Raw genomic sequence first — 12,315 nt, 5'->3', positions numbered from 1 at the left:
CGTAAGTTCAAGCCGAAAACGATTAAGTTATTACCCTTACAATACCGCGTTTTCCGGATAATTGCAAGGGCTGCAGCTGAAATTAACGATGATTTGGCAAGTTTCACAATTTTGAAAACCGAAAATTGGCACGAAAATCGAATGCCACCTATTTTATATAAGAGTGTTTTCCGGTTGTGGCACCATAAAGAGCAAATTTGGGTCTGCATCACCGGGCCGAAAAGTGTAAAAACGGCAAGCTGGGGCACAAATTATGTCTCTTTTTCAGCGAAACTCCAAACGAAATAGCCAAAACAGGTGTTTTGGCTTTTTGCAAATCGCCAAATCGAATCGAAATGCACAAAAAATGCAAAAAAGGCATTGATTTTATGGTTGACATATTGTATAGTGAAGATGCGAAAACGATTAAGCAAGATGCAAGGAGGCGATATCATGGCATCCATCAAAGACATCGCAAAGGCATGCGGGGTCTCGGTGGCTACCGTGAGCAAGGCTCTGAACGGTCACAACGATATCAGTCAGGCCACCAAAGAAAAAGTGCGTGAGGCTGCAAGGCAGATCGGCTACATGCCAAACTCCGCAGCGCGGGCCTTAAAAACGAACCGTACCTATAATCTGGGCGTCCTTTTTGTGGACGAGGCACAAAGCGGTCTGACGCATGAATTCTTCGCGGCTGTTCTGGACAGCTTCAAACGCCACGCCGAGGGCAGAGGCTATGATATCACCTTTATCAACCATAACATTGGCCACGGCCACTCCAGCTATTTAGAGCACTGCCGCTACAGAGGCGTTGACGGTGTGATCGCTGCCTGTATCAAGTTCGATGACCCGGAGGTCATTGAGTTGGCCTACAGCAACCTGCCGATCGTCACAGTCGACCATGTCTTTAACAACCGGGCTGCCGTACTTTCCGATAACACCGACGGCGTTCACAAGCTGGTGGATCAGCTTGCCGCCTTAGGGCATGAGCGGATCGCCTATATCCACGGAGAGAATCACAGCGCAGTCACCCAGAAGCGTCTGGTCGGTTTCTACCGCGCCTGCGCCGCCCATGGGATCACGGTGCCGGATACCTACATCGTGCCGAGCACCTACCGAGATGCGAAAAGCTGCGCCGCTGCGACCCGTCAGCTGCTGGCATTGCCGCAGCGCCCCACGGCGATCCTCTTCCCGGATGACTTCTCCGCCATCGGCGGCATCCAGACGATCCGGCAGGAAGGACTTCTGATTCCGCGGGATATTTCGGTGGCCGGCTATGATGGCAACCTGATCTCGCAGATCATGTCCCCGCAGCTGACCACCTACCGGCAGGACACCGAAGCGCTGGGCCGCGCCGCGGCAGAGCTGCTTATCGAGCAGATCGAATCCCCGCGCACGGCATTGCCGGAACAGAAACTGATCTCCGGCAGCCTGCTGAAAGGGCAGTCCGTCGATGTCCCCAATCCATAGGTTCAAACCCGCGAGGATGCGGGTCACAATATCTGATTCATACATGAGTTCTTTTTTAAAAGGAGGAAAAGACATTATGAAAAAGGCAATGAGTTTATTGACCGCCACTGCAATGGCAGCCACCTTGCTGGCAGGCTGCGGCGGAGGCGCCGCAAGCTCGTCCGCAGCCCCTGCCGCTGATTCGACCTCTACCGAAGCCAGCAGCACGGCCGCAGAGCCTGCTGCCGATGCAGCCGCAGAGGAGGGAAAGGTCCTGAACATCTGGTGCTGGAACGATGAATTCCAGTCCCGCTTCAACGACTATTACCCCGGCGTCAAGGAGATTGCCGCCGACAAGTCCACCACGACGCTGGATAACGGTGTCACCGTAAAGTGGACCATCAACCCCAACGATAACAACAACTACCAGAATAAGCTGGACGAGGCCCTGCTCAAGCAGGACAGCGCCGCTGCCGATGACAAGATCGACATCTTCCTGATCGAGGCGGACTACGCGCTGAAATATGTGGATTCCGAATATACGCTGGATGTCAAGAAGGATGTCGGCCTGACCGATGATGATCTCAAGGATCAGTACCAGTACACCAAGGACATCGTTACCGTGGATGGCGTGCAGAAGGGTACCACATGGCAGGCGACCCCGGGCCTGTTTGCCTACCGCCGCTCCATCGCCAAGGATGTGCTGGGCACCGATGACCCGACCGAGGTTCAGGCCGCGCTGAGCGATTGGGATAAGTTCAACGATGTGGCTGAGAAGGCCGCTGCCAAGGGCTACAAGATGCTCTCCGGCTACGATGATTCCTACCGCACCTTCTCCAACAATGTTTCCGCCGGTTGGGTGGACGGCACGACCGTCAAGGTCGACCCCAACATTATGAACTGGGTCGATCAGACCAAGACCTACACCGATAACGGCTACAACAACAAGACCAGCCTGTGGAGCGACCAGTGGGCCGCCGATCAGGGCCCTGCCGGCAAGGTTTTCGGCTTCTTCTACTCCACTTGGGGCATCAACTTCACCCTGCTGGGCAACTCTCTGGCCACGCCTGAGTCTGAGGGAGGCAAGCAGGAAGTCGGCAACGGTATCTTCGGCGATTATGCAGTCTGTCAGGGTCCTCAGCCGTATTACTGGGGCGGCACCTGGATCTGCGCAGCAACCGGCACCGACAACATCCCCACGATCAAGGATGTTATGTACTCTCTGACCTGCGATGCCGACATCATGACCAAGATCACCGAGGATACGCAGGACTACACCAACAGCAAGAGCGCTATGGATTCCATCGCAGCTGACCCGAACTTCGGCTCCGCATTCCTCGGCGGCCAGAACCACATTGCCCTCTTTGCAGAGGTTGCACCTACCATTGATATGTCCAACGCCGGTCCGTATGATCAGGGCTGCAACGAGACCTTCCAGAGCTGCTTCAAGGATTACTTTGACGGTACGGTTGACCTTGAGACCGCGAAGAAGAACTTTGAGGATCAGATCAAGGTCAAGTATCCTGAGCTGACAAGCGTCGAATGGCCCGCATAAATACCTGTGTGACCTTAAGGCAACACCGCACAATTCCCGCCTGACGGCTTAAGCACCGCTCCGGCGGCTGCGGCACCTCGCTCGCCGTATCGGCACTTAGAATTATGCGGTATTACCTTGAACAAAACGAACTGAACCGCAAACGCCATGCCAGGGGCGGGGAGAGACGCCCGCCCCTGGTTTTGTTTTTATCAGATTTTGAAAGGCTCTGCCCCCAGCAGGGCAATGCCCACACAGCTAAGGAGGGCGAGACCTATGAAAACAAAGAGAAAGGGCATGAGCTACGCCAAATGGGGCTATATATTTCTGGCGCCGTTCTTTATTACCTTTTTCATCTTCCAGTTCTGGCCGCTGGCAACGACCATCTACTATTCCTTCTTTGAGTATTTCCGCAGCGGTCTAAAGATCATCGGCCCTAACTTTGTAGGGCTGAAAAACTATGCTGCCATGATCCAAGAGGTGCCGAAGTATTTCAGCAATACCATGATCATGTGGCTGATGGGCTTTATCCCGCAGATTATTGTATCGTTGGTGCTGGCGGCGTGGTTTACTGATCTTCGGTTGAAGCTGCGGTTTCAGGGCTTCTTCAAGACCGTCATTTATATGCCCAACCTTATCATGGCATCGGCGTTCGCCATGCTGTTCTTTACCCTGTTTTCAAACGCGGAGACAGGGCCGATCAACTCGATCCTGCTCAAGCTCGGCATTGTGGCCGAGCCGGTGCGCTGGCTTTCCAATGTCTGGACAGCGCGCGGTCTGGTTGGGCTGATGAACTTCCTGATGTGGTTCGGCAATACGACCATCATTCTGATGGCTGCCATCATGGGTGTGGACCCCGGCCTGTATGAGGCCGCCCAGCTGGACGGTGCATCCTCGACCACAATGTTCTGGCGCATCACGATCCCGCTGATCCGCCCGCTGCTCGTCTACACGCTGATCACCAGCCTCATCGGCGGCCTGCAGATGTTTGATGTGCCGCAGGTTTTGACCAACGGCAAGGGCGACCCGAACGGCTCGACCAACACCATTATCATGTACCTGAACCAGCACCTGTACAGCAAAAACTACGGCACAGCCGGCGCTATCTCGGTGCTGATGTTCCTGCTTTGCGCGGTGCTTTGCGTCATCATCTACTTTACCCTCACGCAGGAGGATGACGGCCTGACCCGTGAGCAGCGCAAGGCTGAGAAAGCCCGCATCAAGGCAGCCAAAGCGGCCGCTAAGCATCACTAAGGAAGGAGCGTGAACGGTATGCCGAACGAGACCAAAACTGCAGCCACCACTACCGCAAAGGCAAGCAAAATTCACGACCCTATGCTGACACTGCAGCGTGCAGTGGCCTATATCGTGCTGTTTGTCCTCTGCTTTATCTGCCTGTTCTTCTTCTATGTGCTGATCGTCAACGCCACGCACAACAACTTTACCATCCAGCAGGGGTTTGACCCGCTGCCCCGCGGCAGCTTTGGCGTTAACTTCTTCAACACCACCCATGATGCCAATGTGCCGATCCTGACCGGTCTGCGCAACAGCCTGATCGTGTCGGCTGCCTGTGCGGCGCTGTCGGTCTATTTCAGCGCACTGACGGCCTACGCCATCTATGCGTATGACTTCAAGCTGCGCAAGCTGGCCTTTACCGTCATTCTGCTCATCATGACGATGCCCACACAGGTTTCGGCGCTCGGCTTTTTGAACCTGATGGACTCGATGAAGCTGACCAACACCCTCTGGCCGCTGATTCTGCCGAGCATCGCCGCACCGACAGTGTTCTTCTTCATGAAGCAGTATATGGATTCGAGCCTGCCGCGCGACATTATTGATGCGGCGCGCATTGACGGCTCGGGGGAGTTCCACACCTTCAACACGGTCATTCTGCCGATCCTGAAGCCCGCCATGGCGGTACAGGCAATATTCAGCTTTGTGGGCGCATGGAACAACTACTTTATCCCGGCGCTGATCATCAACGATGCCAAGTGGAAAACGGTGCCCATTCTCGTAGCACAGCTGCGCAGCGCGGACTTTTTGAAGTTCGATATGGGCAAGGTGTATATGATGATCACCATTGCAATCCTGCCTGTTATGATCGTCTATCTGCTCCTCTCAAAATATATTGTGCGGGGCGTTGCATTGGGCAGTGTGAAAGGCTAAAAAAGTTTTATAGACCGTAAAAAGCGGGCGAACAGAAATGTTCGCCCGCTTCAGTTTGTCGAAAAAGCCCTTTTTCGGGTAGAAATGTAGAGCGCGTGTCTATCTCCGCGCTAAGAGCCGCCGCTGTGCGGCGGTTGCGCTCCGAAACGCGCCTGCGGGCGCAGTGACCGCGCCGCACCGCTGGCTGCGCGCAGCGCATAAAATCGCGCCGGACGGCGCGCGGTTTCACGGTATATCGTACTATTGGATAGGCTCCATGCGCGTCTTGATGATCTCGCTGATTTTCTCGGCGTCGCTGTCGGGTTCGGTCAGCCCAACGATCTGCCCGTCATCCGCCATGCCGAAAATAAGCGCGCCGCCCAGCGTGTTCGCAAAAGCGCTCATGCTCTTGCACCAGCTTTTGCGCGAACTATCGGTGCTTTAATTATACAACTTGGCAGGGTCGGTTTGCAATCGTAAGTTGTACTCTCCGGTGGTAAGTTGTACGCATGGCCGTAAGACCATAGCGGGATGAATCCAATTTTTTGTAGTTTTACGGATAGGATACGATAGTATATTAGTATTTTATTTATTTAATTATTTATTTGTGCAGAATTTACCTGTACAGGGAAATCCCGTTCAGGTAAATGCCTTTGCGGTAAAATAAAAAAATCCCCGGAAAGCGGGGATTTTGGGGCGGTATTTGGCTGGACGAGTACCACGCCGATGCACCGCGAATGCGCCCAAACAGGGGCATTTCTTGCGGCGACAGGGGCGGTGTGCGGGAATGCTGCGGAGTAGTGCTTGTGTACAACTTCTTGTTGGAGAATAAAACTTATATACGGATTCGTAGGGCTTTTCACTGGCAAGAACCCAGTGATGCTCGTATTCATGTTTCTCAATGAGACTAAAGCTGCACATTTATTTGAGAGTTGCGAGTCAGAATCCGTCTCACAGATTTGCCCCCAAAACTGCCCCCAAAAGGGTTTGGAACAGGTCAGCACGATGCAGCACTCCTTTGTACACATGGGACAAAATCTATTTCGAGCCTTGGTACGCAACACCACCAAACCCAACAAAACAGCACTGTAACGCACAAATTTTAGATTTCTCATAACCCGGAGGTCGCAGGTTCAAGTCCTGTCCCCGCAACCATATGAAGAGCGGTAGAACGTCAGGTTTTACCGCTCTTTTTCTTTTTTCGTGGTAACAAGTCAATTTTTTATTCAGTTTTTATTCAGCCGGTATTTCCGTGGCGGCAAAGCCAATGATGGAATTCATTGCGTTTGCTGCCTGTACCCTCCCATCATTGATAAGATGGGCATAGTAACGGTCAAGGGTTGCAGGGTCATCACCAACAAAGTCCGCCACGGAAATTTTATCAACCCCGTTATGCAACAGCAAAGAAACAACCGTATGCCGGAATTCACATCATGCAGAAGTAAACGAAAACCATAAAACCGGAGGCCGCCGCAAAGCCCCCGGTTTTATGCGTAAACAGCAGCGATTTTCGTTGCATTGCCTGCCCGGCTGCGGTACAATAACAGTGCTGCGGCAAGGAAGTACAACGATGAAAACAACAGCTATGACGGCGGAAGAGCGCGTGCGCTATATGACACAAGCACCGGTGCGCCGCCTGATTTTGGAAATGTCTGTGCCCACGGTTATCTCGATGTTCGCAAACTCGGCGCTTATTGGCTTTGGGCAGGGCTTCCAGCCAGTGTGCGGCACAAACTACGGCGCAGGCAAATGCACCCGCGTGCGGCAGGCGTTCTACTTCTGCATCCGCCTGGGCTGTGGCGCGGTGGCGGCGCTGTCGGTGCTGGCCTTCGCTTTCGCACCGCAGCTGATCCAGTTGTTCCGGGATGACGCCGACGTTGTGATTATCAGCACAGCGGTGCTGCGTGCGCAGTGCCTGACGCTGGTGCTGACGGTCTGGATTATCCTGTGTACGATGCTGCTGCAAACCATCGGTATGGCGTGGCAAGCGTCGCTGGTGGCCGCCGCGCGGCAGGGATTGTTTTTGATCCCGGTCGTCTTTATCCTGCCAAATCTTTTAGGGCAATACCGCATAATTCTAAGTGCCGATACGGCGAGCGAGGTGCGGCAGATGCCAAGCCAAAAGCGCAGATAATACTGGATGCTGCAAAGGTGAGCGCCGCCAGTGGCGGAAACAGCGAACCGAAGCAGGGGCAGCGGTCGCAGAGTGCGAGGGGCTTTTGCCCCCGAAGCACGATGCGGGTACCGTAACCCGACATTATCGAGCATTTTGGCAACGCAGATGCCGTGCCGCAGCTGCCGGAGCGGTGCTTAAGCCGCAAGGCGGGAATTGTGCGGTGTTGCCTTAGGGCTTGCAGGCGCGGAGTACGCCCAGCCCGCCGCGGATCTGCTGGCCTTTGCGCTGGCGCTGCCTATGGGGCTGTCCGTGCTGAAGACGTTTCGCAGTGATGCGCCGACACCGGCGCACACTTTACGCGAAGAATAGAAACATGGAGGAAAAGTATGTTAGTACCTGTTTTACTTTTTATCGTCGGTCTGCTGTTCCTGATTAAAGGCGGCGACTGGTTCGTCGACGGCGCATCTGCGCTGGCGCGGCGCTTCCACCTGCCGGAGCTGCTGATTGGCGCGACGGTCGTTTCCATCGGCACAACGCTGCCGGAGGTCATGGTTTCCACGATGTCGGCGGTTTCCGGCCACGGCGAGATTGCCTACGGCAATGCCATCGGCTCGGTCATCTGCAACTCGGCGCTGATCGCAGCCATCACGATTGCCGTGCGCCCTGGCAAGGTTGACCCCAAGACGCTGAAAACGCCGGTTATCTTCTTCTTTATCGCCGCCGCCATCTACTGCGTGGCTGCCTACGGCTTCGGTGAATTTACCCGCCCGATGGGCTTTATCATGCTGGCAATGTTCGTGGCCTACATGGTCGCCAACGTCCGGCAGATGAAGAACGCCCCCGCTGAGGAACACGCCGAAGAGGAAGAGCTGATCCCCTTGTCCAAGACGCTGATCCTGCTGGTCGCCGGTGCGGCAGTCATCGCCGTTGGCGCAAATCTGCTCGTTGATAATGGTACACTGATCGCCCAAGCGCTGGGCGTGCCCGAAAGCGTCATCGCCCTGACCTTTGTCGCGCTGGGTACTTCTTTGCCGGAGCTGGTCACGGCCATTACTTCGCTGATTAAAGGTCACAGTGATTTGTCCGTTGGCAACGTCGTCGGCGCAAACGTCTTCAACCTTGTGCTGGTCAGCGGTGTTTCCGTTACGCTGGCTCCGTTCACCATCCCGCAGAGCTCGACGCTGTTCGGAGTAAACTCCAGCCTGGTGTTAGACCTGCCGGTCATGCTGGCCGTCATGCTGATCATGACAGTACCTGCCCTTGTCAAAGGTAAGATGAACCGCGCACAGGGTATTATTTTGCTGGCCATTTACGCAGCTTTCTGTGCAATCCAGTTTACGATGTAAACGCTAATCACAATAATCACTGGGGCGCTGCCGGGAAACGGCAGTGCCTTTTTTTGTGGGGAGAGCCGTCTTGCGCGGTGCTGCCAGGTAGTTTGCCGGGCAAGCTGCTGGGTAAAGTCCTGCCCAAAACGCGGAAGGAACAGCTGCCCACGATGTTCTGGCTATGTTCCATCGGCGTCAACTCAGTCATCAATGCTCATGTGCGGTAAAGTAACAAACAAGAACTTGATAGCCAGCAGCTTACTATTCCGAATATGACAAAGGGAAAGAAGAACATAAAATAGTTTTTCTTTCCCTCATATTTTAGGCAAAAAGACCTTTTGCCCGTTCTCTTGCTTTTCGTAGATTGTCGGGAACATCATCTTCCTGCATTGTTTCATGTACTTTACATGAGCCTGCTTTTTCCGCAGTTTCATAATACCATTTTTTGTAGTCCAGCATGGAAAGAGTTTCTTTGAGCTGTTGAATTTGAAATAGAACAACCTGTCGCTGCTTTTCAATCAATTCTTTTCGTTTACTAATTGTTGTATCTCCCTCTATGCACCAGTCTATAAAGACTTTAATTTCTTTGATAGGCATACCTGTCTTTTTTAGACATTCAATAATGGAAAGCCATTCAAAATCAGTGTCTTTAAACATTCGTATGCCGCCATCGGAACGTTCTATAAACGGAAGCAACCCCTCTTTATCGTAATAACGCAATGTGGAAGGGGCTACACCTAATCGTTTTGCCATTTCACTAACGGTATATAACATAAATTGAACCTCTCATTTTCTGAAAATTTATGTGTATTTGGCATTGACTTAAACCTGACTTTAAGTTGTATCATTTAAACGAGCTTACAGGAGGATTATACTTGTTTGTACTAAATGCGTCAATAGGAGGAAAACATGAAACAGAAGAATACTTTATCAGAAACATACACACTTATGAATGGAATTAACATTCCCAAGATAGGATTAGGTACATGGTTCATTCCAGATGATGAGGCGGCAACAGCAGTTTGTAAAGCGGTAGAAATAGGCTATCGTCATATTGATACTGCACAGGCTTACGAGAATGAGCGTGGTATCGGTAAAGGTGTCCGGGATTGTGGAATAAACCGCCAAGAGCTTTTTATTACAACGAAATTAGCCGCAGAATTAAAAACTTACGAGGAAGCTGTTCAGGCAATTACAGGCTCCCTTGAAAAAATGGGACTTGATTATATTGATTTAATGCTCATTCACAGTCCGCAGCCATGGACGGATTTTCGTGGCGGAGATTATGCAGCGGGGAACCGAGAAGCATGGAGAGCATTAGAGGACGCCTATAAAGCCGGAAAAATTCGTGCAATCGGTATATCTAATTTTCAAGAACATGATATTGAAAATATTCTTTCTTCCTGTACGATAAAGCCTATGGTAAATCAGCTGTTGGCACATATCGGGAATACTCCGGCAAATCTGATTGAATACTGCCGGGAAAACGGTATTTTAGTAGAAGCCTATTCGCCCGTAGCACATGGGGAAATTTTAAAGAGTGAGGAAGTTCAGGCAATCGCCGAAAAATATCAAGTAACTGTACCGCAGCTTTGTATTCGATATGATTTACAGCTTGGAACTCTCCCACTCCCTAAAACAGCAAACCCTGCACACATGCTTGAAAATGCAAAAGTCGATTTTGAAATTTCCGAGCAGGATATGGAGATTTTGAAATCTATAAAACCGCTGAAAGATTATGGCGAGTACAGTTCATTTCCTGTGTTCAGCGGAAAATAAAGGCAATACCGCATAATTCTAAGTGCCGATACGGCGAGCGAGGTGCGGCAGATGCTAAGCCAAAAGCGCAGATAATACTGGATGTCTTATCGAGCATTTTGGCAACGCAGATGCCGTGCCGCAGCCGCCGAAGCGGTGCTTAAGCCGCTAGGCGGGAATTGTGCGGTGTTGCCTAAAATATTCGAGGAGAGAAAAAATGAATAGACCTTATATTTTTTGTCATATGATGACTTCCCTTGACGGGAAAATTATGGGTTCTTATATGAACACCAAAGAGGGAGAAAACGCTGGAAATGTATTTTATAACATATCCTTTGGAGAAAATCCTTATTACAAACATCAAGGCTGGCTTTCCGGCAGAGTAACGACTGATGACAATTTTACTTTTTATGAAAAACCTGCATTAGACGAAAATGCCCCTGTCGTGCCGGAGGGGGATTTTGTTGCAAACGGAAACGCAGGTATGTACTATGTTTCTGTTGACCCTGCTGGAAAGCTGGGTTGGAAAAGCGGCAAGCTTACCTATGTTGATACCCACGCTCATGTGATTGAAGTATTGACAGAAAAAGCCAGCAATTCCTATAAAGCCTTTTTGCGAAAGTTAGGAATTTCCTACATCGTTGCCGGAGTGGAAACCTTAGATTATGAAATGGCTATGGAAAAGCTGAAAAAGCTGTTCGGTATTGAAACGCTTATGCTGGGCGGCGGCGGTGTTTTGAACTGGTCTTTTATTCAGGCTGGTATGTGCGATGAAGTAAGCGTTGTAATTGCACCTGTTGCAGACGGTTCTTCCAAAACTCCCGCCCTTTTCAATGCAAAAGATGAATGGGCTTCTGACACGCCTGTTGCTTTTGAACTTCAAAGTGCAGAGATAAAAGACGGCGGAAGTGTATGGCTTCGGTATTTAGTAAAACGATAAGGAGGGGCTTTATGAAACCGGAAAATATCAGCGTTTTTCCTATGGGAGAAAAGAATGAAGCATTTGCACAATATTTCGTTGGGCAAAGTTACTTGAATATGCTTTCCACAGAACGGGTAACAATCGGAAATGTGACTTTTGAGCCGGGTTGCCGTAATAACTGGCACATTCACCATAAAGGCGGTCAAATTCTGCTTTGTACCGCTGGACGGGGCTATTATCAGGAGTGGGGCAAAGAAGCACAAGAATTACACCCCGGTGATGTTGTGAACATTCCGCCGGAAGTAAAGCACTGGCATGGTGCGGCAAAAGACAGCTGGTTTGCACATCTTGCCGTAGAAGTACCCGCAGAGGGTGCTTCCAATGAATGGCTGGAAGTCGTAAACGAAGAAGATTATGAAAAGTTAAAGTAAGGACAGAAAGGGGAAAACTTTATGGTTAAGCAGACAGCAGGACATGACGCACTGGGAACCTTTGCGCCGAAATTTGCAGAATTGAACGATGATGTTTTATTTGGGGAGGTATGGAGCAGAGAGAAACAGCTCTCTTTGCGTGACCGCAGCATAGTGACCGTCACAGCGTTAATGGCGCAGGGCTTGACAGATAGCTCTTTCAAATACCATCTGGAAACGGCAAAAAAGAATGGCGTTACTGGCGAGGAAATGGCGGAAATTTTAACTCATGCTGCATTTTATGCAGGGTGGCCAAAAGCATGGGCTGCGTTTAGAATGGCAAAGGAAGTTTATGCTGAATGAGTGCAGCTATGACGAGAACAAGACCCGCAGACAGGACATTGAGATTTATTATTCTTTCGTTGGCAAGGTGGACTTGCCCGAATAACCGCCCGACCTATCCGACACAAGAGCTAAGTGCCGGATAGGAACGGCAAAATTTTTTACACTTCTATTACTTCTTTATCACACATCAGTAAAGGCGTCGGGCATGACGGCGGTTGTGCTGGCACTTTTGGTTGGCTTATATTTTTTGATATCTGGTCTGCAACACAAGTCGGCGACAATACATTGTCAAAAGATTGTACAAACGCCCCCGCCCAAACAAGACTCTG

Annotated in this window: 12 protein-coding genes and 1 pseudogene; 10 read left to right on the top strand and 3 right to left on the bottom strand. The window is 51.1% G+C overall.

Going from position 1 to position 12,315, the window contains the following annotated elements:
- Window positions 1-432 precede the first annotated feature (432 nt).
- The 4 genes from PG062_RS04170 to PG062_RS04155 all read left to right on the top strand — a co-directional run bounded on the left by PG062_RS04170 (window position 433) and on the right by PG062_RS04155 (window position 5,128).
- The gene (locus PG062_RS04170; RefSeq protein ID WP_270751327.1) at window positions 433-1,449 is read left to right on the top strand and encodes a LacI family DNA-binding transcriptional regulator; all 1,017 of its coding nucleotides are present in this window, start codon (window positions 433-435) and stop codon (window positions 1,447-1,449) included.
- Between the two features lie 76 nt (window positions 1,450-1,525).
- Complete coding sequence (locus PG062_RS04165) at window positions 1,526-2,983, top strand: carbohydrate ABC transporter substrate-binding protein (RefSeq protein WP_270751326.1); 1,458 nt, start codon at window positions 1,526-1,528, stop codon at window positions 2,981-2,983.
- A 255-nt stretch (window positions 2,984-3,238) separates the two neighbouring features.
- Complete coding sequence (locus tag PG062_RS04160; protein WP_270751325.1) at window positions 3,239-4,216, top strand: carbohydrate ABC transporter permease; 978 nt, start codon at window positions 3,239-3,241, stop codon at window positions 4,214-4,216.
- Between the two features lie 81 nt (window positions 4,217-4,297).
- Window positions 4,298-5,128, top strand: a complete 831-nt coding sequence (locus PG062_RS04155) for a carbohydrate ABC transporter permease (protein WP_242943432.1) — start codon at window positions 4,298-4,300, stop codon at window positions 5,126-5,128.
- 240 nt (window positions 5,129-5,368) lie between these two features.
- On the opposite strand, the pseudogene PG062_RS04150 reads toward PG062_RS04155, so the two are convergent.
- A pseudogene (locus PG062_RS04150) lies at window positions 5,369-5,524 on the bottom strand (AlbA family DNA-binding domain-containing protein); the annotation flags it as partial.
- Between the two features lie 816 nt (window positions 5,525-6,340).
- Window positions 6,341-6,511 (bottom strand): DUF8579 domain-containing protein, encoded by a 171-nt coding sequence (locus tag PG062_RS04145; protein WP_270751324.1) that lies wholly within the window; start codon window positions 6,509-6,511, stop codon window positions 6,341-6,343.
- Window positions 6,512-6,677: 166 nt separating this feature from the next.
- On the opposite strand from PG062_RS04145, the gene PG062_RS04140 reads away from it, so the two are divergent.
- Together PG062_RS04140 and PG062_RS04135 are read left to right on the top strand one after the other, a co-directional pair.
- Window positions 6,678-7,241, top strand: a complete 564-nt coding sequence (locus PG062_RS04140; RefSeq protein ID WP_270751323.1) for an MATE family efflux transporter — start codon at window positions 6,678-6,680, stop codon at window positions 7,239-7,241.
- 368 nt (window positions 7,242-7,609) lie between these two features.
- Window positions 7,610-8,569 carry a calcium/sodium antiporter gene (locus PG062_RS04135; RefSeq protein ID WP_114000292.1) on the top strand — a complete coding sequence of 320 codons (960 nt, stop codon included), beginning with the start codon at window positions 7,610-7,612 and terminating at the stop codon, window positions 8,567-8,569.
- A 303-nt stretch (window positions 8,570-8,872) separates the two neighbouring features.
- Here PG062_RS04135 and PG062_RS04130 read toward each other — a convergent pair whose 3' ends face one another.
- Window positions 8,873-9,325, bottom strand: a complete 453-nt coding sequence (locus PG062_RS04130; protein WP_114000293.1) for a MerR family transcriptional regulator — start codon at window positions 9,323-9,325, stop codon at window positions 8,873-8,875.
- Window positions 9,326-9,460: 135 nt separating this feature from the next.
- Between PG062_RS04130 and PG062_RS04125 the strand changes: the two genes are divergently transcribed.
- The 4 genes from PG062_RS04125 (at window position 9,461) to PG062_RS04110 (ending at window position 12,004) form a co-directional block, all read left to right on the top strand.
- A complete protein-coding gene (locus PG062_RS04125; protein ID WP_270751322.1) occupies window positions 9,461-10,330 on the top strand; it encodes an aldo/keto reductase in 870 nt (289 codons plus the stop codon).
- A 196-nt stretch (window positions 10,331-10,526) separates the two neighbouring features.
- Window positions 10,527-11,249 (top strand): dihydrofolate reductase family protein, encoded by a 723-nt coding sequence (locus tag PG062_RS04120; protein ID WP_270751321.1) that lies wholly within the window; start codon window positions 10,527-10,529, stop codon window positions 11,247-11,249.
- Between the two features lie 11 nt (window positions 11,250-11,260).
- Window positions 11,261-11,662 (top strand): cupin domain-containing protein, encoded by a 402-nt coding sequence (locus tag PG062_RS04115; RefSeq protein ID WP_114000296.1) that lies wholly within the window; start codon window positions 11,261-11,263, stop codon window positions 11,660-11,662.
- A 21-nt stretch (window positions 11,663-11,683) separates the two neighbouring features.
- A complete protein-coding gene (locus PG062_RS04110) occupies window positions 11,684-12,004 on the top strand; it encodes a carboxymuconolactone decarboxylase family protein (RefSeq protein ID WP_114000297.1) in 321 nt (106 codons plus the stop codon).
- The last annotated feature ends 311 nt before the right edge of the window (window positions 12,005-12,315 follow it).

This window comes from Gemmiger qucibialis (assembly GCF_027689445.1).
Classification (GTDB): domain Bacteria; phylum Bacillota; class Clostridia; order Oscillospirales; family Ruminococcaceae; genus Gemmiger; species Gemmiger qucibialis.
This window is presented reverse-complemented; position numbering and strand designations above follow the sequence as displayed.